The organism is Enterococcus sp. DIV0421 (assembly GCF_051713745.1).
Taxonomy (GTDB): domain Bacteria; phylum Bacillota; class Bacilli; order Lactobacillales; family Enterococcaceae; genus Enterococcus_D; species Enterococcus_D casseliflavus.
This window is the reverse complement of record NZ_JBIOQM010000001.1, coordinates 244,019-270,223: the sequence shown is the minus strand read 5'-3', so window position 1 is coordinate 270,223 and position 26,205 is coordinate 244,019. Positions and strand designations below refer to the sequence as shown.

Here is a 26,205-nt window from a genome sequence, read left to right as displayed (position 1 = left end):
AGGAGTAGACTGACGAAGGCATTCTTTTTTTACAAAAATTGATTTTTTTCTCTCATCGTTTCCGCTGATGAAATGTGGTACAATGAGCGAAGAAAAAACTCAGGAGGGATTCTGTGAAAGAATTAAAAGTAAGTGAATTAACCAAAACATATGGTGAAAAAACACTGTTTGATCAGCTTTCTTTTCTGATACATGAAAAAGATCGAATCGGTTTGATCGGTGTCAATGGCACGGGTAAATCGAGTTTGTTACGGATCTTGGCCGGTTTGGATCGCGGCGATGGCGATCGCCAAACGGTATTTGCCGCCCAAGATTATCGCATCGGTTTCTTGACTCAAGACAATCAGTTACAAGAAGAATTATCTGTTGTAGATGCTGTTTTTCAAGGCACCAGTCCGCTGATTCGCGTTGTTCGTGACTATGAAAAAGCGCTGATTGCCTTAGAGAATAATGGCTTGGATCAACAAACGCAACGGAATTATCAGTTGGCAGAAGAAGCGATGAATAAAGCCGATGCTTGGAATACAGATACAACTGCCAAGATCATTTTACAAAAACTTGGGATCAATGAGTTAGAAAAAAAAGTCAGTGAGTTATCTGGAGGTCAAAAGAAACGAGTGGCTATGGCTCAAGTATTGATCGATGAACCAGACTTGTTGTTATTGGATGAACCGACTAACCACTTAGATTATGATGCGATCCAATGGTTGGAAGGCTATCTAAAAAATTATCGGGGTGCGTTACTGATGGTGACCCACGATCGCTACTTTTTGGATCGAGTCGTTAATCGGATCTTTGAATTGTCTTTTGGCAAGCTGCATGAATATCAGGGTAATTACGAGACGTATCTTCATGCTCGAGCAGAAAGAGAACGTGTGGAGGAGACGCAAGAAGACAAGCGCAAGCAGTTGTACAAACATGAGTTGGCTTGGATTCGCACTGGAGCGAAGGCTCGTACAACGAAACAACAGGCACGGATCGATCGTTTCGATGATTTAAAAGAAAACCTACATCAAGTAAAACGAAACGGCGAAGTGGCCATTGATGTTGCTACGACACGCTTAGGCAAACAAGTCTTAGAACTAAAAGATGCAAGTTTCAAGATTGAAAACAAAACGATTTTGTCTCACTTTGATTTGTTGATTCAATCAAGAGAACGCTTAGGGATCACAGGAGAAAACGGTGCGGGCAAATCGACGTTGCTCAATATTTTAGCTGGTCGCCTGCCTTTAGAAGAAGGGGAGCGTACGATGGGCGTGACTGTGAAAATGGCTTATTATACGCAAACGATTGAAGCGATGAACCCTGATCAGCGAATGATTGCTTATTTGCAAGAAGCAGCCGAGGAAGTGCAAAAAGTGGATGGTTCCCAAGTCAGTGTCGCCGAAATGCTGGAACAGTTTTTATTTCCGCGATCCATGCATGGCACCAAGATCGGCAAGCTGTCTGGCGGGGAAAAACGACGACTATTTTTACTCAAGCTATTGATTGGACAGCCAAATGTTCTCTTGTTAGATGAACCGACTAACGATTTGGATATTGATACCTTGACGATTTTGGAAAGTTATTTGGAAACATTTCCAGGTGCAGTCATCACTGTTTCTCATGACCGCTACTTTTTAGATAAAGTTGCCCAAAAATTGCTGATCTTCGAAGGAAATGGCAGAATTACGTCCTACTTTGGTTCCATCAATGAATATCTAGCAGCCAATACCAATAAAGCTAGTTCGAGTGTACTAGAGCCAAAAGAAACAAAAACCGATTCACTTTCTGCTGAAAGTGAGGCGTCTGCTGCAGCGCCTGTCAAAAAGAAACTGAGTTATATGGAACAAAAAGAGTGGGCGACGATTGAAGATGATATCGCGGTATTAGAAGAAAAAGCAGCCGCTTTGACCGAAGAAATGAATCATCAAGGCGCGGACTTTACTAAGCTGCAAAAATTACAGCAAGAAATCAGCGAGGTTGAAACGCAACTGGCAGAAAAAATGGATCGCTGGGAATATTTGAGCGAATTTGTATAGAGTAAAGGAGAGAACGATGGAACAAGCATATTTAGATCTAGGAAGAAAAATATTAGCAGAAGGCAATGATAAAAGTGATCGTACAGGAACGGGAACACGCAGTGTCTTTGGTCATCAAATGCGTTTTGATCTGTCCCAAGGCTTTCCTTTGCTGACAACAAAAAGAGTTCCTTTTGGCTTGATCAAAAGCGAATTATTGTGGTTTCTAAAGGGAGATACCAATATCCGCTACCTGCTGGAACATAATAACCACATTTGGGATGAATGGGCGTTTGAACGCTATATTAAAAGTGATGCTTATACAGGTCCTGATATGACAGACTTTGGTCGCCGTTCATTAGTGGATGAAGCTTTCAATGAACAGTATCAACATGAGTTGAAACTATTTTGTGAAAAAATCTTAGCCGATGATGCTTTCGCTGAAACTTTCGGCGATTTGGGCCATGTATATGGGTATCAATGGCGGCATTGGGAAAAAAGTACCGGCGGGTTTATCGATCAAATCAAAGAAGTGATCGACATGATCAAAACGACGCCGGATTCTCGCCGTCTGATCGTCTCCGCATGGAATCCTGAAGATATACCGACGATGGCGTTGCCACCTTGTCACACAATGTTTCAATTTTATGTTCATGAGGGTCGCTTAAGCTGTCAGCTGTATCAACGCAGTGCCGATGTCTTTTTAGGCGTTCCTTTCAATATTGCTAGTTATGCGCTATTAACGCACCTGATTGCTCATGAAACTGGACTAGAAGTCGGGGATTTTGTCCATACATTAGGCGATGCTCATCTGTACAGCAATCATATGGAACAGATGAAGGAACAGTTGTCTCGTTCGGTACGTCCGGCGCCAACCTTACAGTTAAATCCTGAAAAACAGTCGATCTTTGATTTTGAAATGGAAGATATTACCTTGGCAGGGTATGAGCCGCATCCAACGATCAAAGCACCGATCGCAGTTTAAGTGGTTGTTTGGGTTTCATTTCATAAAGAAAGGAATGAGGCGTAATGGTAAATACCCACAAGCGAGGCTTTGCGGCGACCTTTCATCAGAGACATGCTGGATCGATTACTGCAGCGCTCATTGAGCAAGTCATCGATTTCTTGCATCAGCACTATGATGCAGTTTGGCTATCCGTATCCGAAGAAACAGTGCCAGAGCTAAAGGAAGCCATTCGATCAAATCAGCAGTGTACTGCCATTTTTATACCAGCAAAAGGAGCAGCGGATGCCCGCAGAAGGCTTGTTTTTGCTGCCCAGCACCACCTGCCAGCTCTGGATTCGCTGCATATTTGTGATTTTGATCGCGTGGTGACGTGGATGAAGACCTATCCCGAAGAACTAGTGGCAATAAGCAAAAAGCCTTTACCTGCGAATACGTATTGTATCCTTGGACGAACTGCAAGGGCGTTTGCGAGTCATCCGCAAACGTGGCAAAGAACGGAGCGCTTGATCAACGAGATCGCTGCTGACTTCTTTCAAATAGAAGAAGTTGATGTCGCAGCTGGCATTGCTCTCTTTCCAATCTCCCTGATACCGACCTTGCTGAAAAACAACAACGCGCATTTAAACGATGGGGAATGGCCGCGAAATATCCAAAGAAGCGGCGGCACAATTGTTTACCAAGCCTGTGATGGCTTGCGCTTTGAGGAGCGCAACAAAGATCCATTTGAGCATGAATCAGCTTTTCAGCTGATGCAGCGGCTGCAGGTTGCTGCTATTATTTCGGAGTCATTTTATACAGAAGGGATGTAATTTTTATGTTGATCGCACTTTGGGCACAAGATCAAAAAGGGTTGATCGGAGCGGATGGTACACTGCCGTGGCATTTGCCGAATGATTTGAAATTTTTTAAAGAGCAAACCATCAATAATACGATTATAATGGGGCGCAAAACCTTTGAAGGCATGGGAAAAAGATTACTGCCACAGCGTACGACGATCGTTTTGACGAGTGATCGGGATTATCAAGCCAACGGCGCCTTAGTGATGCATGACCGTGAGGAAATTTTGGCGTATGTGAAGCAGCAAGAGCATCCCGTTTTTTTAACTGGTGGAGCAGGTGTTTTTGAAGCGATGATTGACGATTGCGATCAATTGTACCGTACAGTGATCGCTGCGGAATTTAACGGAGATGTGTATTTCCCAGAGATTGATTGGACGCAATGGAAACTTGATCATGTGATTGATGGGATCGTCGATGAAAAGAACAATTATCCCCATCAATTTGAATTTTATCGTAGAAAATAAAAGAACAGGAAGCTTTCTGCAGCGAAAGTTTCCTGTTCTTTTTTTATAAGCAGTGCTTCATTTTTAGGTATACAACAAGACGGAAAAGTACATCAGTCCAGCACCTAACATAACGAATAAGTGCCAAACCACATGCATGAACCGAACGGATTTTAAACTATAGAATAGCGCACCTACAGTATAAGAAACACCACCGCTTGCTAGTAAAAATGTTCCCCAGTAGCCTAAATGTTCGATCAGAGGTTTAAAGGCAATAACACATAACCAGCCCATGATGATGTAGATCAGAGTGGAGATTTTTGAGACGGTCTCTTTTTTATGAAGAGTCAGTGACTTATAAACGATGCCGCTAATTGCTAGTAGCCAAATCAAGACAAAGAGTGACCAGCCAAGCCAGCCTTGGATACTAAGCAAGCAAAAAGGTGTATAACTTCCAGCGATCAGCAAGAAAATGGAGGCATGATCAAAGACTTGGAAGACCTTTTTTGCTTTGGTAAAAATCAAACTGTGAAATAAGGTAGAAAAGAGGAAGAGCAAAATCATCATCGACCCATAAATGGCATAGGAAACGATGTGGATAGGTGACCCTAGATTTGCCCCCTTGATTAAGAGGATGACCAGTCCTGCGATACTCAGTCCTAATCCGATCCCGTGGGTTACTGCATTTAATACTTCATTGACGATCAAATATCTGCGACTAAACTTCATGTGCTGCATTCGGCACCGTCCTTTCGAATCGAAATTAGATGAAAAAAATTTTTCTCTCTGTTATACTTAGTATAAATGGTCTGTGGTTATTTTACCACGAAAAAAGACTTGATTTAAAGAGAGAGTGAATATATGATGGCAAATCTTAAAATTGTGACAGATTCTTCCAGTACGATGGAACCAAGTGTCCGTGATGCTTTGGCTATCCATGTCGTGCCTTTATCTGTAATGATCGATGGTGTCGTTTATCCAGATGATGAAACGTTGCCGGGAGAAAAATTTATGCAAATGATGGCGCAAGCCAAAGAATTACCTAAAACTAGTCAGCCGCCGATTGGTCATTTTGTAGAACTGTATGACGAATTAGGCAAAGATGGCAGTGAAATACTATCGATCCATATGACCAAAGGTCTTAGTGGAACTGTGGAAGCGGCTCGTCAAGCCAGTCATTTATCAAAAGCCAAAGTCACCGTGATCGATAGCGACACGACAGACCAAGCGTTGGCTTTTCAAGTGATTCGGGCAGCAGAATTGGCTAAAGCCGGTAAGACACTAGAAGAAGTTTTACCAGAAGTGGATCTGGTGCGTGAGCATACGAAATTATTTATCGGCGTTTCAACGTTAGAAAACTTAGTAAAAGGTGGGCGCATCAGTCGTGCCAAAGGTCTTTTATCGAGCTTACTGAACATGAAAGTGATCATGGATTTTGATCATTCAGAACTGATTCCAGTCGTCAAAGGACGCGGCGTCAAGACGTTCAATAAATGGTTTGAGGAATTAAAAGCAGAATTGAAGAATATGCCAAAAGTGACGAAAATTGGTATTTCTCATGCAGAAGGGTTAGAAATCACGGAACGTTTCCAAAAAGAACTAGCAGAATTGTTTCCTGACTTGGAGATCCCATTGCTTCACACAACACCGATCATCGCCACTCATACAGGTAGAGGTGCGTTTGCGATCACTTACAGTACGGAATAAAAAAGGTGCTTCCTTTCAGCGATTCGTTTGACGACGAATCGCTTTTTGGTGTATGAAAAGCTGAAAGGAAGAAAAAGCAGAATGAAGCTGCGATTCTTTGTCTATTCAGAGAGTAGGGAGCTGTTTTCTTTCTTAAGTTTGAAGGATTGCGACTAGGAATTTTATGAGAATTTTGTTAAAATAGCAAAGATTACAAAGGAGTTTGAATACCTGTGAAATGGAAGAAATTAGTAACTTATTTGATCGTTGTGGGACTGATAGCCGTTGGAACGGGTGTACTGTTTCATTTAGCTGTTCCCAAAGCGCAACCACTGCTGACCCCTGTGGATAAGCTAGCAGCCAATGATTCGAAAAAATCCGCCATTGAATACCTCGCTCTTGGGGATTCATTGACAGAGGGTGTTGGGGATGAAACAGCTCGGGGCGGCTTTGTGCCTATTTTGGCAGGAGATCTAGAGGACCGCTATGATCTGAGCAATTTAGTAACCAAAAATTATGGGGTCGCTGGTGAACGAAGCGACCAGATTTTAAAACGAGTCAAAAATGATGAAGACTTGCGCCAAGACCTTAGTCAAGCGGACCTGATTACTTTGACCGTCGGCGGAAATGACGTCTTAAAAGTGATCCAAAGCAATTTCTTCGGTCTGAGTATCGAGACGTTTACGGAACCGATGGCAGAATATAATGAACGCTTAAAAGATTTATTCGCTCAAATCCGTGAACTAAATAGCGATGCCCCAATCTATGTTTTGGGTATTTACAATCCATTTTATCTGAACTTTCCAGAGATCACCGACATGCAGACGATCATTGATAACTGGAATAAACAGACGGAAACGTTCGTCAATCAGCAAGAAAATGCCTTTTTTATTCCTATCAACGATTTGCTCTATAAAGGGTTGAGTGATGAGGTCGGTATTGCGGATACAGAAGAAGACGCAACTGAGGAAACAACACAAACAACCGACACTGGAAGTTTACCTGAGTCATCGGCGCCAAATGCTGATGAGACACAAAGCAGCACGTCGGCGACTACCGACTCATCGCAAGCTGTCGGGAATAATATCACCAACAATGTTTTGTATGAAGGCGACCGCTTCCATCCCAATAATCTTGGGTATCAACTGATGGCGAATGCCGTTCGCGATGAAGTGATCAAAACACAAAACTATTGGTTGCTAGAGGAGGAAGCAAAATGAAACCAAGCGAATCAAAGAAGCAGCTGGAAAAAACAGCTGCAAGCACTAAAAAATCGATCAACTACTGGAAAATTGCTTTTCTAGTTCTGGTCGGCATCCTTTTGGGGACAACGGTTTTCTTTGCTTCAAGAATTTTTCAGCAGCGAGAAACTGGCTTAAATGAAAGTGCTGAACTTGTTCAACGGGAGGGCAGTCCTGTTCTGACCGTTAACAGCAACAAAAGCCAAGTCAATCAATTGATTGATTTTTATCTATCTGATTTTCAAAAGGATCAAGAGGTAAAATATAATTTTGAGCTGAGAAACGAAGCACTCTTAACAGGCGAGTTTCAAGTATTAGGGTTTCCTATCACGTTTTATCTCTATTTTGATCCTTATGTGACAGAAGAAGGCAATGTCCAATTAAAAGCCAAAAGTTTATCGATTGGCACCTTGGATTTGCCCACCAGTGAAGTAATGAAAATGATCAAACGTAGTTTTAAATTTCCCGAATGGATCGATGTCAATGCCGATGAACAAATTATACTGATACGATTGGATCAATTCCGCATGCAAAACGGATTGTTCATCAAGGCAAACAAAATCAATCTTGTAGATGATGAAATTCAAATGAGCTTATATTTACCAGCTGAAACGGAGGATGAATAATGGAACGAGCAATTTTTGCAGGTGGGTGTTTCTGGTGTATGATCCAGCCCTTTGATGAACTCGAAGGGGTGCATTCGATTTTTTCTGGCTATACCGCAGGACATACCGAAAATCCAACCTATGAAGAAGTCAAAAGCCATCAAACAGGGCATACCGAAGCAGTAGAAATCATTTTCGACCCAGAAAAAATCAGTTATGAAGATCTCTTGACGATTTATTGGCAGCAAACAGATCCAACCGATGCTTTTGGACAATTTGAAGATCGCGGCGACAATTATCGTCCGGCTATCTTCTATTTTAATGAAGAGCAGCGAGAAAAAGCCGAAGCTAGCAAAGCAGCACTTCAGGCTTCCGGTCGCTTTACCGATCCGATCGTGACCACGATCGAACCAGCGCAACCCTTTTATTTAGCGGAAGAAGAACATCAAGAGTATTACAAAAAGAATCCTGAAAATTTTGCTCGCAATCATGCCCGTCGAGCAGCCTTTTTAGAAGATCATTGGGAGCAAGAACATGCGTAAAAGTTTTTATAGCTATTTAATGGCAGTCAAAGGTCCGAGTTATACAGATGAGGCACAGATCTTTGCCACTCATGCGAGTCATGATATTCAGTTTCCAAAGCACAGTGATGATTATGATGAAGTCTCTTCTTATCTGGAACTAAACGTTGATTATTTGCCATCCATGGATATTTTTGATCGTATCTGGGCAGAGTATCTCGAAAATAACAAATAAAAACGTCCTTCGTTTTGCCTGGTTGTATAAAATCCACAGAACGAAGCTGTTTTTTCTCAGAGAGGTGTTGTGAATGAAAGGTTTAACGACGAGCCGATATATTGTTTCTCTCGTTTGTGTCGCAATTTTGTCAGGAGGCGGTGTCTATTTATGGCAAACAGCCCAGCAAAATCAGCAGACGACGCAACCGGTGACAGAAACGAGCACAGAAGCCAGCGGGATGGAGAAAATCCAGTCGCTATATGACCAGATCCTTGCGAATTATTACCAAGAAGTCGATGAGGATGCTTTGATTGAAGGTGCTCTTCAAGGGATGACCGATGCGCTTGACGATCCTTACACGACGTATCTGAACCAATCAGATGCGGATAACTTGGATCAGTCCCTTTCAGGAAGTTTTGAAGGGATCGGTGCTACCTTGACGATTGTTGAAGACTATCCCGAGGTCGCACAAGCGCCAATCAAAAACACCCCTGCAGAAAAAAGTGGTCTGCGCATGAATGACCGAATCGTCAAAGTCGATGGGGAAGATACGCAAGGACAGGAATTGTCTGAAGTCGTGAGTAAGATTCGAGGGGAAAAAGGCACGCAGGTGACGTTAACGATTCAGCGTGGAGCAGATACCTTTGATGTGGAAATCACTCGGGACGTGATCCCAATCGAAACGGTCCATGGTGAACTGGTTGAAAATGATGATACGGTCGGTCGAATTGATATCACCTCATTTGCAGAAAACACAGCAGCTGAGTTGAAAGAAACGATTACCGAATTGCGGGAAGACGGTGCGAAGTCGTTTGTTCTTGATCTAAGACAAAACCCTGGTGGCTTGCTGGATCAAGTCCAGATCATGGCAAGTATGTTTTTAGAAAACGGCCAAACGATTGTGAAGTTTGCCAATAATCAAGGGGTTGTCAGTGAGACCAAAGCGAGCGAAGCATTGGATGAAGGATTCAAAGTCACAGAGCCAGTCGTTGTTTTAGTCGACGGCGGCAGTGCCTCCGCAGCTGAGATTTTTGCCGCAGCCCTGCAAGAATCAGCGGATATCCCAGTCGTTGGTACGGAAACCTTTGGTAAGGGGACCGTTCAAAATGTGAAGGATCTGGGGGATAATAGTGAATTAAAAATGACGGTCATGAAATGGCTGACACCGAATGAAAATTGGGTCAACGATCAAGGCGTGATGCCGGACTATGAAGAGGATTATCTAGAATATGCGTATTTCCCGCCATTACCTCGTGATAATGCCTTAAAAGCTGGACAATCGTCAACGGCTGTCAACAATCTGAATCAATTTCTTAAAGCGTTAGGGTATGCCACTGGCGGCGATACCTTCAATGACGAGACGACTGCAGCTGTGAAAGCCTTCCAAGAAGCTCATGACCTAAAGGCAACTGGTGAAGTCGATGCCGACACTGCCCAAGCAATTGAAAAAGAAGTAGCAGAGAAACTCAAAGCAGAGGACCCAGCGTACTTAAAAGCACTGTCCTTGCTTTCAGAAAAATAAGTAAGGAAAAAATCAGAGAGGAGGTAGATTTGTGAATGCCAAGAGACAGTGGATCGATCGTTTTTGGTTAGTCGTGAAATATGCGTTGATCGCTTTTGCAACAGCCTTCTTGATTCGGGCATTCTTGTTGATCCCAGTTCCTGTTGAAGGAAACTCGATGGAAGGAACCTTAAAACAAGGAGATATGGTGGTCATCGAAAAGATATCACCGATCCAGCGTTTTGATGTCGTTGTTTTCCAGATGCCGGATGGTTCGACCTATATCAAGCGGGTGATTGGCTTGCCGGGTGAGTCGGTGAAATATGTCAATGATCAACTTTACATTGATGATGAACCGGTAGATGAAGATTTTCTAGTGAAAAACCGCAGCAACGATCATGAGTCTGCCTCTTATACCAATGATTTTGATTTGGAATCTTTATTGGGCGTTGAGAAATTAGGCAAAGACAGTTATTTTGTCATTGGTGATAATCGACGTGCCTCTAAAGATAGCCGCTCCTTTGGTCCTATATCAGGTGATGCGATTTTAGGCAATGCCCGCTTTGTCTATTATCCATTGACTCATATTCGGCTGATTTAGACTGAGAAAAAAATATTCTTAAATAAACATCCCCCCTTGGAATCATCTGTTGATTCCAAGGGGGGATGTTGTATAGCAATGATCCTTTTTCAAAAGGATGTGATTTGTATCGAGAAAAGGGTGAACTTAGGCGCTATTGGCAGTTATTCTTTGTATTTTTTCATTAAAAGCAGCCAAGAGTTTCTGACATAGATTCGTTTCAAAATCACGGTAGCGGCAAAAATCAATGATCGCAGTGTTTTCCTCGGTTGTAAAAGGAGGTAAAAGCTGTGGGGAACTCAGAATATAAAAGTCAAAGGGTTCCTCTGTGGGCAGCGTGATCCGTTCAATTTCAACATAAGGCAATCGTTCACATATATTAAACACTTCCATTGAGACCAAGTAATTGGATACATAGACAAAAGCAACTTTAAGCTTATATTTCTGTTCCTTTTCGATGTAAATGGGGTAAAGCAAACACGCTTGATAAAAAGCAAGATCCGTATAGCAGGCTTTTAACCACTCGTAGCCTTTGCGGTTTGCTATTTTACGCCAAAAGCTCTGAATCGTATTTGTCAAAATCGTATGTAATGGGTACTTATCTTTGATTACAGTTGTTTCGAAAAAATTTAAAAGAGGGACTTTTTGCTTGAATATGCAGAACTTCAGCAATGTAAGATATGTATTCATATAAAGAAACGATTGATGGTCGAAATCAAAATCACAGAGAAATTTTTGGCAGTGTGCTTCAAATTCAGCCATCAGTTCCTTTAACTCCGATTTTTCATGCTTGTAACAGTCTTGAACGATCGGAAGGCGCACGTCTGCCGCTGAAGTTAGCATCGGCCAGTAATAAAAAAGGAAAAACAAAGCATTGATCTCAAGAATATCTATCGCTGAATCAATGATTTCAAAAAAAGCTGAAAAGAAATCAAGATTTTCACCACTGGGAATAAAGGACTGGTTCGTTAACTGATAAAGATTTGTCGCGTGGCCATTCTTGATACGAAATAGGCAGATTTTGCAATGAAGCAAGGCTTCTTTTTTGCCAATCTCATACTTGCTTTTGTACTTCGTTCCTTCGTAAGTCACAAAAAGTTCTTCGATCTCTTGATCAAATGCCTTCGCCAAACTATCTCCTAAAGAAATGTGCCAGATAAAATTAAACAATAAGATGCGAATCACCATCTCCGAACCTGTAAGTGCCATAGCGGACTGATTTAACGTCACGTTGAATTCTTTCAAATGGTCTTGCAGCTTCTTTGTTTGCCGAAAGCAAGTCGAACGACTGATATAGTTTCTTTGGCAAAATGCCAGTAAACTTTCATCTTGATTGGTCAAGATGCTTAACAATAATTTGTAAGAAATACTTTCTTGCGCTAAAAATTGCTGATATTGGTTGTATTCAATCAAATTTTTAGGAAGATTCAGGGTGTTTTTATGTAATGAAAGATTTACTGGAGAGAGGTTTTGCAAGTCGATTTGGATCGAGGAAAGTAAACTTTTCAATCGTGTTGTACTTAAGTGGGTCAGATTTTTCACGAACTCTAGGTTGTATTCACCCGGAGCAATTGATAATAGTTTTCCGTAGAGTCCGATTTTGTCTAACGCTCGGGTATCTAAGAGTATTTTTTCAATCAAATGATCACCTTCTTGTTTTATTAATAACGTATTTATATAACGGTGTAAAGACACGTCTCAAAACTTTTGCTTTTTTTTAGAAAAATTGAGACAAATTTTTCATAGAACTGTCTCATAAAGAACAAAAATAGAAATCGCAGGTGAAAAACGATAGTTTTTTTACATTATTAAATAACATATAGATAATGAATTAACTTTAAAATAACCAACTTTTTTTTCTTATGAATAACTACAGGTGTGCCAATTAGTTCTATTTTTCAGAAAATAAAAAAAAGAGGTGTCTTTTGCTTCTTTCTTGTATGATCAGCTTGTAATTTTTGATTCTTTGAAAGGAGGTCTTTTTATGTTTTTGACAAAGAGACACCACTGGTTCTCTTTCATTTTCTGTATGTTAGGGGGGATATTATTTTTCATTTATTCGAGTTTGCAAACAAACGGGACTGCAAGTGCACAAGAAGAACATACGATCACTATTGCTGAAACGAAGCAGATCAAACTGACTGGTCACCAAGAGGACCATCAATTTTCTTTATGCTATCAACTACCGCAAAAAAACAAACAGCAGCGTCTCTGGGTACAACTATACGCGATCGATGAAACGAAGGAACAGTCGTTATTAAAAACAAGCAATGAAGAGATGACTCAAGTCAAGGATGATTCCGCACAGTCTTGGCTTACAACCCAAGCTTTCTTGCAAACACCAACGGAACAAGAACTGATCTTTCAGCTGCCTGAAGAAACGAAAAAGCTAAAATTGATGATTCAGATCGAAGAATATGACAAGGAACGTGAAGAATCGTACAACCTACTGTCTTTGAATGAATCAGTTTTTGAAATCCCACTTGCCACAAATTCTGCTTCTTCAGAAACGTCAGAAGTCAATTCTGGCACTGGATCCTCTTCAGAAGCCGTGAGTGAGTCGACCTCGGAGCAAGCGTCGACTGAAAGTTCAAAAGAAGTTTCGAACGAAGAAACGAAGGAAGAGACAAACGAGACAGGAACGGCGACAAGTGCTTCTGAAGAGGAAACGCTCATTGAACCATTTAAACAAGAACGTCTTTATCAAAAAACGACCGTTTCACAGGCTTTTGCTTCGATTGAACCAGATTATACGACAGACCAAAGCGGGACGTATCCTGCGGCGAACTGGAAAACTGATGAAAAGAGTAACGTCTTAAATCATCAGGGGAACAAGGATGCAGGCGAAACGTGGGACGGCATAACTACATGGAATGGCGATCCAGCAAATTTGACCCATTCATATATTGAATATGGTGGTGTAGGAGACGAAGCAGATTTCGCGCTACGAAAATTTGCCAAAGAGACGAATACCCCGGGACTATTTGATGTCTACCTAAATGTACGAGGGAATGTTCAACGTCAAATTGATCCCATCGATGTCGTGTTGGTAGTGGATTGGTCAGGCAGTATGAATGAGATGGGACGGATCGCAGAAGTGAAAAAAGGCGTGGATCGCTTTTTAAATCAAATTGAAGGAAGCGGCATTCAGGACAGTGTCTACATGGGCTATGTCGGTTATTCCAGTGATGGCAGCAATTACCAAAACAAAACCTGCCAATTAGGAAAATTTTCTGAAGTCAAAGAGACGATCCGATCGATGACGCCAGAAACAGCAGCTGGGGGAACCTTTACACAAAGGGGGCTACGTCAAGCAGGGGATATGCTATCGACGCAAAATGGACATAAGAAAGTCATCGTTTTGCTAACAGATGGTGTACCGACCTACAGTTATCATGTGTCTAAAGTGCATACCCAGGCAGACGGCAGTTATTATGGAACCGCCTTTTCTCTTACTCAAGACCAGCCGATGAATACATCGTTTCTCTACAATGGCTATTTTGCGTTTGATCAACAGAACAATTATAAATGGATCAACAATACCTTTATCGCCACGATTGGTGAAGCAATGGCGTTAAAAGAGCGCGGCATCGAGATTCATGGGTTGGGGATTCAACTGCAAGGAGATCAAACCGCTGGGTATACAAAGGCCGATGTCGAGAAAAAAATGAGACAGATGGTTTCTGCTGATGAAGACGGCCATCTTTATTATGAGTCAGCGAATGAAGCAGCGGATATTGCCGACTATCTCGAGAAAAAAGCCCTTCACATTGCGGCAACAGTCACCGATGGCGAGATTACTGACCCCATTTCGCAGCCATTTGTCTACGAAGAAAATAGCTTGTCCGTCAAAAGTGTCGGGTCTGCTGCTCTAACGGTGCAGCCTGACATTTCGATGTCTGACAATACAATCCATGCTTCAGGTCTTTATTTAGGCGAAGGGCAAGAACTGCAAATTCATTATCAAGTGCGGATTCAAACAGAAGCAGCGGAGTTTAAACCAGATACTTGGTATCAAATGAATGGCGAAACGGTATTTTATCCGAATCATCAGTCCGATCAAAAGGCATTGTTTGGTGTGCCATCCGCCAAAGCACCTGGGAAGGAGGTGACGATCAAAAAGCACTGGGAAGAATACGATGGCGATACCTCCAGTCGTCCTGAAACGATCTATTTTGAAATAAGCAGGAGTCCTGTCAGCAATGAGAATAGCTGGCAAACAGGGTATCTCAAACTTACTGAGACCGATGCCCAAGATCAGACAACTTGGGAACGAAGCAAGGTTTACGCGCTTTCTGAAAAGGATGGGACGGAGTACGAAGAAACCCGTTTACTGCCGCTGTATAACAATCAAGGAGAAACTTTTGATTATCAAGTCACAAATGAACGAGCAGTGGCAGGTTATGAAGCGACAAAAGTGGACGCTTATACATGGAAAAACACAAAGGCGTTTGTGCCCTTGGAATTAAACCTGATCAAAAAATCCGCTGTAGGAGAGGTGAAGCTGACAGGTGCCGTTTTTGAATTAACGGGGGCAGGAGAGACAGTGACCCTTGTGGATCAAGGGGATGGAACGTATGGGCTGCCAGCAGATACTGTGTTGCAAAAAGATCAGACCTATCGTTTGGAGGAAGTCACTGCACCGGCGGGACATCATTTGTCTAAGCAGACAGAGTGGCTAATTCATATCGATGCGCAAGGGAATACGACGATCGATGGGCAGCCCGTCACAGTGGACGATCATACGATTACGCTGGAGATCACCAATCCGTTTACAGAAATTCCAGTTGCTATTCGAAAATATACGGTACAAAAAGAGCAGCAAGTACTGTTAGCTGGGGCTGTCTTTTCTCTGCAACAAAAAACAGCAGCGGGGGATTATCAAGAAATTGCTTCAGAAACATCGAATGATGTGGGGATGGCTGAATTTACGATCCTTGAGCCGGGCGCTTATCGCATCTCAGAAACAGCTGGTCCGCTTGGATACGATACGATTGCTGGTGATTATGAGTTTGTAGTTGGTTCAGACGGAAAGATCCAGTATCAAGGGGAAAACGTCGCTGCAGATGCCAACTGTTGGACTCTTACCCATGGCAATCAGTTAAAACCTTTTGATTTAGTGGTCAATAAACAGGATGAACTGGGACAAGCGCTTGAGGGAGCCAAATTCCGCTTAAGCGGAAACGGTCAGACGATAGAATTACCAGAATCCCAAGAATCGCTAGCGGTATTTCATTTCCATGATCTAACACCAGGCAGCTATACCTTAGAAGAAATTGTTACGCCTACAGGCTATGCTGGTTTAACAGCACCTGTGAAAATTAGGATTGAAGAGGATGGCAGTGTCTTGATTGACGAAAAATTGCAGCCGAATCTTCTTGTTTCTGGAGAAAAGAACAATCAAATAGAATTGATCGTCACCAATCAAGTAAAAGTGTCTCTTCCTGAAACAGGAGGGAATTGGCATGGGTGGCTGGCGATTCTTTCAGCAGGTCTATTAGTCCTTTTAACAGGTAGCTATCTGTACGTTACGCGCAAAGACAAGCCCTCATTAAAGTAATTTGACCATTCGTGAAAAAACGAAAATATCAAACATAGAAGAGAGGAAAGAACAATGAAAAAGATTTTTAATCATACGAAAATGGTTTGTCTCCTATTTTTACTTCTGCCATTTGTCTTTTTTGGAACGAAAAATCAGCAAGTATCCGCAGAGAGCAATTTGGCACAGATCCATCTGCATAAAAAGAAAATGGTCAATTTGCCAGGTTCATTGATTCAAAATAGTGGGACTGAGATGGCAGAGTTTGATCAATACCAAGGCTTAGCCGATGTCACTTTTTCTGTCTATGATGTGACCACAGCATTTTATGAAAAACGATCTGCAGGGGCTTCCGTTGAGGAAGCGAAGCGTCAAGTCCAAACCTTGACGCCTGGTTCCCCTGTAGCTAGCGGGAAAACAGATGCAGCCGGTGATTTGGTTTTTGAATTGCCGAAAAAACAAGCCGATCGGGATGCAGTTTACACCATTGTAGAAGACCCTAAAGACGGTGTTACCACTGCTGAGAACATGGTGATCGCCTTTCCTGTTTACGAAATGATCCAACAAGCAGACGGATCGTATGCTTACGGGGAAGAAGAATTAGACACGATTCATCTTTATCCTAAAAATACTGTCACAAATGAAGGAACGCTCCTTGTGAATAAGCGAGGAACGGGGGAAAACGAACCACTGAATGATGCGGAATTTGTTATCTCAAAGCAAGAAGGAAACGCACAGACCAAGAAATATATTTTAAGTGCAGCCGATGGACTTTATACGTGGACGACTGACAAACAAGCAGCGTACCGCTTTTTAACAGGTAAACAATATGCTGCTGGAGAAACGACCATCGATGTTGATGAAAACCAAAAAGGACAGTTAAAAGTTGAGCAGTTAGAAGCAGGCACCTATCAATTAGAGGAAACGAAAGCCCCAAGTCAAGCCGCCTTGATCGAGCAAGAAACCATCAAGGATTTTTCGATCGCAGTAGGCAATGACGTCACGGTTGAGTTAACAGTCAAGAATGACACGACAAATGTTACCAAAACAACACCACAATTAGACGGCAAAGACGTGGAAATCGGCGAAAGAATTCAATATCACCTAACGGTCAATATCCCATTAGGTATCCAAGACAAAGTAGGAGCAGAAAACAAATACAAACATTTCCAATTGATCGATGCGCACGATCCAGCATTGACTTTTGAAAACACAGCAGAGGGAGAAACTGGCTATGCGTTGTATGATGGAGAAAAGAAAATCGATTCAACGAACTATCAAGTAGCGGAAAAAGAGCATGGCTTTACGGTAACCATCAATCCAGAATTTGTGCCGCAACTAACGCCGGGAAATCAATTGCGCTTTGTGTATTATATGTATTTAAATGAACAGGCTATGCCTATCAATGGCTTTAAGAATGAAGCAAATGTAGAAACAGATTTCATGACGGATCAAACGCCGCCAAGCGTGGAAGTTTTGACAGGGGGCAAACGCTTCTTAAAAGTCGATGGGGCTGTGACCGCTACCGAAGCATTAGCAGATGCAGTTTTTGTTGTACGGGATCAAGACCGTGATGATGCCAACTACTTGAAAATCGAAGAGGGAACCAAACAGGTATCTTGGGTGCAAACAGCGGATCAAGCGACGAAATTTACCACAGGAACAGATGGATTGGTTGATATCATCGGGTTGAAATTTGGCACGTACTATTTGGAAGAAGTAAAAGCACCGAAAAATTACGTGCTGCTAACAAATCGCATCGCTTTTGAAGTCCATGAAACGTCTTATGGAACGAAAGAGCAATTGGGAGAGCCCGAAAAAGTTCCTAACCGCCGCAAAGGAACCTTACCAGCAACTGGTGGTGTCGGCACGTATTTATTGGGCGCAATCGGAGTGATGATCGTTGGTTTAGCAGGGGGTTATTTTGTAAAACGGAAAGGGTAAGTAAATGAGATGAAAAAGCACGATGAGTATCAGACGAAGAAATGGCGTAAAAGCACCAACTAGAAAAGTAACTTTATTGGATTTTTTGATGGGTGTTCTGCTGCTGCTAGGGGTTTTGATCATCAGTTATCCTTTTGTAAGTAATCAGCTCAACACGATTTTGGATCAACAGTTGATCAGTTACTACCAAAGCCAAGCCAAAAAAATGAGTGAAATAGAAAAACAACAAAAAAGGAACCAGTTGGAACGAGCAAATCAAGAGCTAGTACAGCAGCCCAGCAATCCTGGAATCAAAGAAACGCAAGATTTATCAGAAACAAGGGACTCAGAATCAGTTGATACACCTGATTACTATGAACGACATACGATCGGCGTCTTAAAGATCCCCGTGATTGGTGTCGCTCTCCCGATTTTTGATCAAACCACCGATACGTTGTTAAAAAGAGGCGCAACATTATTGGAGGGCGCCTCGTATCCAATAGGTGGTGAAGATACCCATGCGGTTCTTTGTGGGCACCGTGGGTTAACGAGTGCAACGCTCTTTACTGATCTGCCTAAGCTGCAGATCGGCGATGAGTTTTATATCGAAACGTTTGATGATACATTGGCGTATCAAGTAGATCAGATAAAAACGGTCGACCCTGATGATACTCAGGCATTAAAAATTGTGAAAGGCAGCGATTACGTCACGCTGTTGACCTGTACCCCCTATATGGTCAATAGCCATCGTTTATTGGTACGGGGCAAAAGAATTCCTTATGTTGAAGAAAAAGAAACAGCCACCGCCAAAAAAGCACAGCAGCAAAAAGTAGGATTGATGCTAGGCGTGATCACTGTTCTTATCCTCCTCTTGTTGATTAGTAACAGGATTCAGCGGAAAAAACGTCTTCATTCGAATACTTCCATTGATGAAAAGTAAGGACCGTTCGTTTTTCTCATTAAGTAGAAGAAAATGACTTTTTAACCTAAGTCAGAATGAAACATGTCGTGTGAAATATGGTACAATAACTAAGATAAAAGATAGCAAAAAAGCAGTCAGACTATTGTGTGTGTGTTAGGAAAAACCAAAATAAAGCGGTAAGGATGCTTCATTCAACCACTTCCCCAAAATTAAAAGTCAAGGAGCGTTGAAACAAACGCGCTCGAGCTTTTCCTATGCATCAGGTTGGAAAAAGAACCTTGATCCGCAAACAGTTCAGCTAGTTTGCTGCATTGATGGGTTTCTCTGACTCAAAAAAAGCAATCAGCCTTCGTTCTTGTCACCTATAGACTACATGAATATAAAAACGACTGTCTTTTTTATCAATTCGAAGAAGTACCAAGGAGGAAAACGTTCAAATGACCATTCAATGGTTTCCAGGCCATATGGCGAAAGCCAGACGTGAAGTAAGTGAAAAATTAAAGTTCGTGGATATCGTTTTTGAACTCGTGGACGCACGCTTGCCGATTTCATCCCGCAATCCCATGTTAGATCAATTATTACAACAAAAACCACGATTGATCTTGATCAATAAAGCGGATCTCGCAGATCCCGTTCAAACCAAAAAATGGGAGCATTATTTCCAAGCACAAGGCTATCTAGCACTGGCAATCAACGCCCAAGATAATCAAGGGGTTAAAGCCATTGTTCCTACAGCAAAACAAGTCTTGAAGGAAAAAATTGCTCGCGACAAAGCGAGAGGCTTGAAGCCTCGTGCGATTCGAGCAATGGTGATCGGCATCCCGAATGTCGGAAAATCGACCTTGATGAACCGCTTAGTAGGGAAGAAAATCGCTCAGACGGGCAATAAACCCGGCGTGACGAAAGGACAGCAATGGCTGCGTTTTGGGACTGATCTAGAGCTTCTAGATACGCCTGGGATCTTATGGCCAAAATTTGAAGATCCTGAGATTGGGAAGAAGTTGGCATTGACCGGAGCGATCAAAGACCAGCTGATCCATTTGGATGATATCGCATTATATGGACTTGATTTTTTTGCCCGCTATTATCCTGAAAGAATCGCGCATCGTTATCAACTAAAAGCGGAAGAAGAGGCGTTGTTAGCGCCCGATCTGTTGATGAAAATCACGGAAAAACGTGGCTATAAAGACAATTACGATCGAGGAAGCGAACTCGTTGTCTTCGACATTCGGCAAGGGAAATTGGGCCGATATACACTAGATCGAGTGGAGGAAATGGAAAGCCAAGATGAAACAGCCGATTAAGACAATCAAAGAGCGATTATTTGATCCAGCTTTCAATGACCAAGCGTATTTACAGGCGCTGCAAGCAGATGAACGAGCGGGGGTCCAAAAGCTGCTGCAACAATACGAGAAACAGCGAGTGAAACACCAGCTATTGCAGGAAAAATACGAAGAAATGATGCGTTTTGAAAACGAAGCATTTCAGCAAGGCGCCCGTTTTATTGCTGGTTTAGATGAAGTGGGGCGCGGACCATTAGCAGGACCCGTTGTGTCAGCTGCGGTCATCTTGCCTAAGGAATGTCAGATTTTAGGTCTAAATGATTCCAAACAGCTTTCTGCCAAGAAAAGAGAAGAGCTGTTTATCGAAATTCAAAACAAAGCCGTTGCCGTCGGTATCGGTGTGGTCAGTCCAGAAGAGATCGATCGGATCAATATCTATCAAGCCAGCCGTCTAGCAATGAAAGAAGCCTTGATCGACTTAGCAGTCAAGCCCGAATATTTACTGATCGATGCGATGACGATCGATACGGAAATCCCTCAACAAAGCTTGATCAAAGGAGATGCCCGTTCCATTTCCATTGCCGCAGCAAGTATCATCGCCAAGGTATATCGAGACAACTTAATGAAAGATTTTCATGAAGTCTATCCTTTTTATGGGTTTGATCAAAATGCTGGGTATGGAACCAAAGTCCATTTAGAAGGGCTAGCTGCCCACGGAATCTGTCCTATTCATCGAAAAACATTTGCGCCAGTAAAACAATATCTATAAATTTCATCCATCCCTCTTTTTTTAGCGAATCTTATAAGTAAGATTACTAAGAAAAGAGGGCTTTGTTTATGAAGTATCAACAAGCAACAGATTTTGAAAAACAGTTGATAAAACTGTACTACTGTCAGGGAATTGGTCTGCAAGGTTGTTGGAAGATCATTTGGCATTGGTTGGAAACAAAAGAGATGAATTGTTCGCTGGAAGAGATGATTGCCATCGGGGTCCTTCCACAGCACCGTGCAGTTTTTCGGCGATCATGGGAGCGATTGACAGACGAACACATCGCACAAAAGATGGGCGCACAAAACTACCTCACTTTCTTCTCGGCGGAGTATCCGATGCTTTTACGACAAATTGCGGACCCGCCATTGATGCTTTTTTATGAAGGGAATCTGCAATTGCTACAAACGACCATGATTGGCTTTGTTGGTGCAAGAACGGCGTCCTTATACGCACGAAAAGTTTGCGAAAAGCTGATTCCACCTCTAGTGACGGAAAATTATACCATCGTTAGCGGATTGGCCAATGGTGTCGACAGCTTTGCCCATGAATCAGCCATCAGAAATCGTGGACAAACCATTGCTGTGATTGCTTCTGGGATGGACCATTGTTATCCGTCATCTTCCTACCGTTTGTTCCAGCAGATCCGTCAAGAACATCTGGTGCTAAGCGAATATCCGCACAATACCAAACCGCAAAGATACCACTTTCCGCTGCGCAATCGCATTATTGCTGGGATCTCAAAAGGGGTCTGCGTAATTGAAGCCAAGGAAAGAAGCGGTTCTTTGATTACGGCACAGTTAGCGATGGAAAACGGACGAGAAGTTTTTGCAGTGCCTGGTGAAATGATTTCCGATCAGTCAAAAGGTTGTCACCACTTGATTCAAGATGGCGCAAAATGTACGATTAGTGTGTCAGATATTTTACAGGAGTTAGCCTTTTTTTGATTTTTCCAATCAACCTTCCTTGACAAACCTTTTCTTGAAAGCTATGATAAGCTACGATTTGTATGTTTCATCTGCATACGATAGGTTCACTGATTGATAGAATATAATAGTAGGAAAAATTCAGGAAGGAGCCATTCTTTATATGGCATATAAATATTTAGTAATCGTGGAATCGCCAGCAAAGGCGAAAACCATTGAAAAATACCTTGGACGAAATTACAAAGTCGTCGCAAGTGTCGGTCATATTCGTGATCTCCCTAAAAGTAAGATGGGGATCGATGTCGAAAATGATTATGAGCCTCATTACATTTCGATCCGTGGAAAAGGTGACGTGATCAAAAGTCTCCGTTCTGCTGCGAAAAAAGCTGAAAAAGTCTACCTCGCAAGTGACCCGGATAGAGAAGGAGAAGCCATTGCTTGGCATTTAGCTTTTCTACTTGGACTAGATTTAAAAGATAAAAATCGTGTCGTCTTTAATGAAATCACTAAAGATGCGGTCAAAGCAGCCTTCAAAGAGCCAAGAACGATCGATGTGGATCTCGTCGATGCCCAACAAGCACGGCGGATCTTAGACCGATTAGTCGGGTATTCATTGAGTCCGATCCTTTGGCGCAAAGTAAAAAAAGGGTTAAGTGCTGGACGTGTTCAATCGGTGGCGCTTAAGATCATTATTGATCGTGAAAAAGAGATCCGTGATTTTGTTCCTGAAGAATATTGGAGCATTGATGGAAACTTTAAAAAAGCCACGAAGAAATTCAAAGCCAATTTTTGGGGCTTAGATGGCAAAAAGAAAAAATTACCGAATGCTGAAAGTATTAAAGAAGTCACCGATCGCCTTTCTGGTAAAGACTTTCAAGTGACAAAGGTTGAAAAGAAAGAACGCAAACGGAATCCATCTGCACCATTTACCACCAGTAGTTTGCAACAAGAAGCAGCCCGCAAACTGAATTTTCGAACACGGAAAACCATGATGGTCGCACAGCAGCTCTATGAAGGGATCGCCCTTGGCAAACAAGGGACTGTCGGTTTGATTACCTATATGCGTACCGACTCGACGCGAATCGCTGACACAGCCAAAGGGGAAGCAGCCGAATTTATCGAAAACACCTATGGTTCAGAGTTCTCCGCTCACGGTGGCAAAAAACGCGCCAATGCACAAGGGGCGCAGGATGCCCATGAAGCAGTAAGACCGACCAGTGTTTTGCGTACGCCAGAAGCCATGGAGAAATTCTTAGACAAAGACCAATTAAAATTGTATCGCTTGATCTGGTCTCGCTTTGTGGCTAGTCAAATGACGCCTGCCATTTTGGATACGATGAAAGTTACTTTGGATCAAAATGGTGTCATCTTTATTGCCAATGGTTCAAAGATCAAATTCAAAGGATTTATGCAGGTCTATGTGGAAGGACGCGATGATGGCAAAGAAGACAAAGAGAACATCTTGCCAGAGTTAGTCGAAGGAGATGTCGTTCAATCCGTATCGATCGAACCGAAACAGCATTTCACCCAACCACCTGCTCGTTACAGCGAAGCAACGTTGATCAAAACCCTTGAGGAAAACGGTGTGGGTCGTCCTTCAACCTATGCACCGACGTTAGAAACCATTCAGCGGCGTTATTATGTGAAATTGACGCAAAAACGTTTTGAGCCAACTGAACTTGGTGAGATCGTCAATTCGTTGATCGAGGAATTCTTCCCGCAAATTGTTGATATGCATTTTACTGCTGAAATGGAAAATAGCTTGGATAGCATTGAAGCTGGGAAAGAAGAATGGGTCAAAGTTGTCGATCAGTTTTATCGCCCATTTGAAAAAGAATTGACAACTGCAGAAGAAAGTATCGAAAAAATTCAAATCAAAGATGAACCTGCAGGCTTTGATTGCGATCTTTGTGGTCATCCGATGGTGATCAAATTAGGCCGCTACGGAAAGTTTTATGCTTGCAGTAATTTCCCAGATTGCCGCAACACAAAACCAATCGTGAAAGAAATCGGCGTTGAGTGCCCTGTCTGTCATCAAGGGCAAGTCGTTGAACGCAAATCGAAGAAAAACCGGTTGTTTTATGGTTGTACCCGCTACCCTGAATGTGACTTTACTTCTTGGGACAAACCAGTGGGTCGTAATTGTCCGAAGTGTGATAATTATTTAGTCGAAAAGAAAGTCAAAGGCGGGAAACAAGTCGTTTGTATCAAAGGCGACTATGAAGAAAATGTGCAAAAATAACTAGCAGGATATCCTGTTAAAAAAGAATCGGCGTATTCTCTTGAACGGTCAGCCTCATCGTTGGCTGACAAAAGAAAGCGCCGGTCCTTTTGATTAATACAAGCTGTTTCTTATGAAAAGAGACGAGCTTTTGAAATAAAAGGAGAGCACTATGAAAGAAATCAATGTTATTGGTGCCGGTTTAGCCGGAAGCGAGGCTGCGTGGCAAGCAGCGCAAGCAGGTGTCGCAGTAAATCTTTATGAAATGCGTCCTAAGAAGTCGACAGAAGCCCATCACACAAATAATTTTGCCGAGCTTGTTTGTACCAATTCACTACGAGGCAACAATCTAACGAATGCGGTCGGTGTCTTGAAAGAAGAAATGCGTCGTTTGGATTCAGTGATTATCACTTCTGCAGACAAAACAGCGGTTCCAGCAGGTGGTGCCTTAGCTGTGGATCGCGATGATTTTTCAGAGTTGGTCACCAAACGTGTCAAGGAGCATCCTTTAGTTACAGTCATCGAAGAGGAGATCACTGAAATTCCAGAAGGCATCACTGTGATCGCAACAGGTCCATTGACTTCTGAACCGCTCTCAAAAGCGATCCAAGCCTTTAACGGATCTGAAGGATTTTATTTCTATGATGCCGCAGCACCAATCGTTGACAAATCAACCATCAATATGGATAAAGTTTATTTGAAATCTCGTTACGATAAAGGTGAAGCAGCCTATCTGAACTGTCCGATGAATGAAGAGGAGTTTTATGCGTTTCGTGAGGCCTTGGTCAATGCAGAGGTGGCTCCTTTGAAAGAATTCGAAAAAGAAAAATTCTTTGAAGGGTGTATGCCGATCGAAGTCATGGCTGGTCGTGGTCCGAAAACCATGTTGTTTGGTCCGATGAAACCAGTTGGGTTAGAAGATCCGAAAACTGGCAAGCGTCCTTACGCAGTGATTCAGCTGCGTCAAGACAATGCGGCGGCTTCTCTTTACAACATCGTTGGCTTTCAAACACATTTGAAATGGGGCGAACAAAAACGGGTATTCCGGATGATCCCTGGCTTGGAAGAGGCTGAATTTGTGCGCTATGGCGTGATGCATCGGAATAGTTTTATGAATTCACCTGAGCTTTTGCAACAAACCTATCAATCGAAAAAACGTGAGGACCTCTTTTTTGCTGGACAAATGACAGGGGTCGAAGGGTATGTGGAAAGTGCAGCCAGCGGGTTGATGGCTGGCATCAACGCTGCCAAACTTGCAAAAGGCGAAGCACCGATCATTATGCCACAAGAAACGACGATTGGTAGTATGGCGTATTATATCACCCATGCTGAAGGCAAACACTTCCAACCAATGAATGCAAACTTTGGGTTGTTGCCAGAACTTCCAGAGCGAATCAGAGACAAGAAATCCCGTTATGAAGCATTGGCAAATCGAGCGTTAGCTGCTTTAGAAAAAGCCAAGGAACAATTATAAGCACGATGATCGAAAACTTTCTTACTGATAATTGGTGAGAAAGTTTTTTTTTAATTTGTCTTGAAACTTTAATCAAGGTGACTTATGATAGACAGTAACAATGACAGAAGGTGGTGAAGATGGTGATCGGAGAATGGATTCATTTGATTCAAAACTATTTACAGCGTTTTCCTACAGTGATCCAATTTTTAGGTTGGCTGATCCTCTTGGTCGGGCTCATTTTCGTTGTCTTTGTTGCATTTAGTTTGCTGTTGGGGCCCTTTATGTGGCTCTACAATCGCATCACAGACAAAAACCGCAGCAATGTCATTAGCCGCAATGAGTTTGTGATCGGCGAACTGACGGAAAAGATTGTCGGAGATACAATCGGCGAAGTCATGGAAATAGGGAGTCAAGGTGCACGTTCTGTTTATCCTGCTCGTTTTTTTCGAGAAGAAGATCGTGAAAACAATGTTCGATTGCCAGTCGGCACCAAAGTCATCATTGTCGATTTTGATAAAAAAGGGATCGCGTTGGTGGTTGAAAGTAAAAATTTTATAGAATAGGAA

The 26,205-nt window shown here is 42.4% G+C and carries 22 protein-coding genes; 20 read left to right on the top strand and 2 right to left on the bottom strand.

Annotation, left to right across the window (positions count from 1 at the left end):
- Nucleotides 1-113 precede the first annotated feature (113 nt).
- Genes IGI96_RS01180 through IGI96_RS01165 form a run of 4 tightly spaced genes read left to right on the top strand, consistent with a single transcriptional unit; the run spans nucleotide 114 to nucleotide 4,270 of the window.
- Nucleotides 114-2,021 carry an ABC-F family ATP-binding cassette domain-containing protein gene (locus tag IGI96_RS01180; RefSeq protein WP_142973195.1) on the top strand — a complete coding sequence of 636 codons (1,908 nt, stop codon included), beginning with the start codon at nucleotides 114-116 and terminating at the stop codon, nucleotides 2,019-2,021.
- Between the two features lie 16 nt (nucleotides 2,022-2,037).
- The gene (locus tag IGI96_RS01175; protein WP_142973196.1) at nucleotides 2,038-2,985 is read left to right on the top strand and encodes a thymidylate synthase; all 948 of its coding nucleotides are present in this window, start codon (nucleotides 2,038-2,040) and stop codon (nucleotides 2,983-2,985) included.
- Nucleotides 2,986-3,029: 44 nt separating this feature from the next.
- Nucleotides 3,030-3,776: a hypothetical protein gene (locus IGI96_RS01170; protein WP_270288109.1), complete on the top strand. Its 747-nt coding sequence runs from the start codon at nucleotides 3,030-3,032 to the stop codon at nucleotides 3,774-3,776.
- Between the two features lie 5 nt (nucleotides 3,777-3,781).
- Nucleotides 3,782-4,270, top strand: a complete 489-nt coding sequence (locus IGI96_RS01165; RefSeq protein WP_142973198.1) for a dihydrofolate reductase — start codon at nucleotides 3,782-3,784, stop codon at nucleotides 4,268-4,270.
- Nucleotides 4,271-4,333: 63 nt separating this feature from the next.
- On the opposite strand, the gene trhA is transcribed toward IGI96_RS01165, so the two are convergent.
- Nucleotides 4,334-4,987, bottom strand: coding sequence for a PAQR family membrane homeostasis protein TrhA (gene trhA, locus IGI96_RS01160; RefSeq protein ID WP_005229593.1), 654 nt, complete (start codon nucleotides 4,985-4,987; stop codon nucleotides 4,334-4,336).
- A 126-nt stretch (nucleotides 4,988-5,113) separates the two neighbouring features.
- Here trhA and IGI96_RS01155 point away from each other — a divergent pair, with 126 nt between their 5' ends.
- The 7 genes from IGI96_RS01155 to lepB all read left to right on the top strand — a co-directional run bounded on the left by IGI96_RS01155 (nucleotide 5,114) and on the right by lepB (nucleotide 10,621).
- Entirely contained in the window at nucleotides 5,114-5,956 is an 843-nt protein-coding gene (locus IGI96_RS01155; protein ID WP_026008095.1) for a DegV family protein, read from the top strand.
- Nucleotides 5,957-6,168: 212 nt separating this feature from the next.
- Complete coding sequence (locus tag IGI96_RS01150; protein WP_010749380.1) at nucleotides 6,169-7,155, top strand: SGNH/GDSL hydrolase family protein; 987 nt, start codon at nucleotides 6,169-6,171, stop codon at nucleotides 7,153-7,155.
- On the top strand, nucleotides 7,152-7,802 hold the full coding sequence (locus IGI96_RS01145) for a YpmS family protein (protein ID WP_005229598.1): 651 nt from the start codon (nucleotides 7,152-7,154) through the stop codon (nucleotides 7,800-7,802). The genes IGI96_RS01150 and IGI96_RS01145 overlap by 4 nt, the downstream gene beginning before the upstream one ends.
- A complete protein-coding gene (gene msrA, locus IGI96_RS01140) occupies nucleotides 7,802-8,323 on the top strand; it encodes a peptide-methionine (S)-S-oxide reductase MsrA (RefSeq protein ID WP_142973199.1) in 522 nt (173 codons plus the stop codon). The genes IGI96_RS01145 and msrA overlap by 1 nt, the downstream gene beginning before the upstream one ends.
- The gene (locus IGI96_RS01135; protein ID WP_270288108.1) at nucleotides 8,316-8,537 is read left to right on the top strand and encodes a YozE family protein; all 222 of its coding nucleotides are present in this window, start codon (nucleotides 8,316-8,318) and stop codon (nucleotides 8,535-8,537) included. Before msrA ends, IGI96_RS01135 begins: the two co-directional genes overlap by 8 nt.
- Nucleotides 8,538-8,610: 73 nt before the next feature.
- Nucleotides 8,611-10,041, top strand: a complete 1,431-nt coding sequence (locus IGI96_RS01130) for a S41 family peptidase (RefSeq protein WP_270288107.1) — start codon at nucleotides 8,611-8,613, stop codon at nucleotides 10,039-10,041.
- Nucleotides 10,042-10,072: 31 nt separating this feature from the next.
- Nucleotides 10,073-10,621, top strand: a complete 549-nt coding sequence (gene lepB / locus IGI96_RS01125) for a signal peptidase I (RefSeq protein WP_270288106.1) — start codon at nucleotides 10,073-10,075, stop codon at nucleotides 10,619-10,621.
- A gap of 126 nt (nucleotides 10,622-10,747) precedes the next feature.
- On the opposite strand, the gene IGI96_RS01120 is transcribed toward lepB, so the two are convergent.
- Nucleotides 10,748-12,241 (bottom strand): helix-turn-helix domain-containing protein, encoded by a 1,494-nt coding sequence (locus IGI96_RS01120; protein WP_270288105.1) that lies wholly within the window; start codon nucleotides 12,239-12,241, stop codon nucleotides 10,748-10,750.
- Nucleotides 12,242-12,584: 343 nt separating this feature from the next.
- Between IGI96_RS01120 and IGI96_RS01115 the strand changes: the two genes are divergently transcribed.
- From IGI96_RS01115 to IGI96_RS01075, 9 genes are all read left to right on the top strand, one after another.
- Entirely contained in the window at nucleotides 12,585-16,160 is a 3,576-nt protein-coding gene (locus IGI96_RS01115) for a SpaA isopeptide-forming pilin-related protein (RefSeq protein WP_270288104.1), read from the top strand.
- A gap of 54 nt (nucleotides 16,161-16,214) precedes the next feature.
- Nucleotides 16,215-18,083, top strand: a complete 1,869-nt coding sequence (locus IGI96_RS01110; RefSeq protein ID WP_270288103.1) for a SpaH/EbpB family LPXTG-anchored major pilin — start codon at nucleotides 16,215-16,217, stop codon at nucleotides 18,081-18,083.
- A gap of 22 nt (nucleotides 18,084-18,105) precedes the next feature.
- Nucleotides 18,106-19,002, top strand: a complete 897-nt coding sequence (locus tag IGI96_RS01105) for a class C sortase (RefSeq protein WP_270288102.1) — start codon at nucleotides 18,106-18,108, stop codon at nucleotides 19,000-19,002.
- A 419-nt stretch (nucleotides 19,003-19,421) separates the two neighbouring features.
- Nucleotides 19,422-20,288: a ribosome biogenesis GTPase YlqF gene (gene ylqF / locus IGI96_RS01100; RefSeq protein WP_270288101.1), complete on the top strand. Its 867-nt coding sequence runs from the start codon at nucleotides 19,422-19,424 to the stop codon at nucleotides 20,286-20,288.
- Entirely contained in the window at nucleotides 20,272-21,036 is a 765-nt protein-coding gene (locus IGI96_RS01095) for a ribonuclease HII (protein ID WP_005229617.1), read from the top strand. The genes ylqF and IGI96_RS01095 overlap by 17 nt, the downstream gene beginning before the upstream one ends.
- 68 nt (nucleotides 21,037-21,104) lie before the next feature.
- The gene (gene dprA, locus IGI96_RS01090) at nucleotides 21,105-21,983 is read left to right on the top strand and encodes a DNA-processing protein DprA (protein ID WP_156237182.1); all 879 of its coding nucleotides are present in this window, start codon (nucleotides 21,105-21,107) and stop codon (nucleotides 21,981-21,983) included.
- Nucleotides 21,984-22,125: 142 nt separating this feature from the next.
- A complete protein-coding gene (topA, locus tag IGI96_RS01085; RefSeq protein ID WP_005229621.1) occupies nucleotides 22,126-24,204 on the top strand; it encodes a type I DNA topoisomerase in 2,079 nt (692 codons plus the stop codon).
- Between the two features lie 151 nt (nucleotides 24,205-24,355).
- The gene (gene trmFO, locus IGI96_RS01080) at nucleotides 24,356-25,657 is read left to right on the top strand and encodes an FADH(2)-oxidizing methylenetetrahydrofolate--tRNA-(uracil(54)-C(5))-methyltransferase TrmFO (protein WP_005229622.1); all 1,302 of its coding nucleotides are present in this window, start codon (nucleotides 24,356-24,358) and stop codon (nucleotides 25,655-25,657) included.
- Nucleotides 25,658-25,776: 119 nt separating this feature from the next.
- The gene (locus IGI96_RS01075; protein ID WP_118215447.1) at nucleotides 25,777-26,202 is read left to right on the top strand and encodes a hypothetical protein; all 426 of its coding nucleotides are present in this window, start codon (nucleotides 25,777-25,779) and stop codon (nucleotides 26,200-26,202) included.
- The last annotated feature ends 3 nt before the right edge of the window (nucleotides 26,203-26,205 follow it).

What these genes read in the sequence shown, in the direction of transcription:
- IGI96_RS01105 (WP_270288102.1), top strand. Translation starts at nt 18,106, where the DNA reads ATGAGTATCAGACGAAGAAATGGCGTAAAAGCACCAACTAGAAAAGTA.
- IGI96_RS01155 (WP_026008095.1), top strand. Translation starts at nt 5,114, where the DNA reads ATGGCAAATCTTAAAATTGTGACAGATTCTTCCAGTACGATGGAACCA.
- IGI96_RS01175 (WP_142973196.1), top strand. Translation starts at nt 2,038, where the DNA reads ATGGAACAAGCATATTTAGATCTAGGAAGAAAAATATTAGCAGAAGGC.
- IGI96_RS01145 (WP_005229598.1), top strand. Translation starts at nt 7,152, where the DNA reads ATGAAACCAAGCGAATCAAAGAAGCAGCTGGAAAAAACAGCTGCAAGC.
- trmFO (WP_005229622.1), top strand. Translation starts at nt 24,356, where the DNA reads ATGAAAGAAATCAATGTTATTGGTGCCGGTTTAGCCGGAAGCGAGGCT.
- IGI96_RS01130 (WP_270288107.1), top strand. Translation starts at nt 8,611, where the DNA reads ATGAAAGGTTTAACGACGAGCCGATATATTGTTTCTCTCGTTTGTGTC.
- IGI96_RS01135 (WP_270288108.1), top strand. Translation starts at nt 8,316, where the DNA reads ATGCGTAAAAGTTTTTATAGCTATTTAATGGCAGTCAAAGGTCCGAGT.
- IGI96_RS01095 (WP_005229617.1), top strand. Translation starts at nt 20,272, where the DNA reads ATGAAACAGCCGATTAAGACAATCAAAGAGCGATTATTTGATCCAGCT.
- IGI96_RS01170 (WP_270288109.1), top strand. Translation starts at nt 3,030, where the DNA reads ATGGTAAATACCCACAAGCGAGGCTTTGCGGCGACCTTTCATCAGAGA.
- topA (WP_005229621.1), top strand. Translation starts at nt 22,126, where the DNA reads ATGGCATATAAATATTTAGTAATCGTGGAATCGCCAGCAAAGGCGAAA.
- IGI96_RS01165 (WP_142973198.1), top strand. Translation starts at nt 3,782, where the DNA reads ATGTTGATCGCACTTTGGGCACAAGATCAAAAAGGGTTGATCGGAGCG.
- IGI96_RS01115 (WP_270288104.1), top strand. Translation starts at nt 12,585, where the DNA reads ATGTTTTTGACAAAGAGACACCACTGGTTCTCTTTCATTTTCTGTATG.
- IGI96_RS01075 (WP_118215447.1), top strand. Translation starts at nt 25,777, where the DNA reads ATGGTGATCGGAGAATGGATTCATTTGATTCAAAACTATTTACAGCGT.
- IGI96_RS01110 (WP_270288103.1), top strand. Translation starts at nt 16,215, where the DNA reads ATGAAAAAGATTTTTAATCATACGAAAATGGTTTGTCTCCTATTTTTA.
- ylqF (WP_270288101.1), top strand. Translation starts at nt 19,422, where the DNA reads ATGACCATTCAATGGTTTCCAGGCCATATGGCGAAAGCCAGACGTGAA.
- msrA (WP_142973199.1), top strand. Translation starts at nt 7,802, where the DNA reads ATGGAACGAGCAATTTTTGCAGGTGGGTGTTTCTGGTGTATGATCCAG.
- trhA (WP_005229593.1), bottom strand. Translation starts at nt 4,987, where the DNA reads ATGCAGCACATGAAGTTTAGTCGCAGATATTTGATCGTCAATGAAGTA.
- dprA (WP_156237182.1), top strand. Translation starts at nt 21,105, where the DNA reads ATGAAGTATCAACAAGCAACAGATTTTGAAAAACAGTTGATAAAACTG.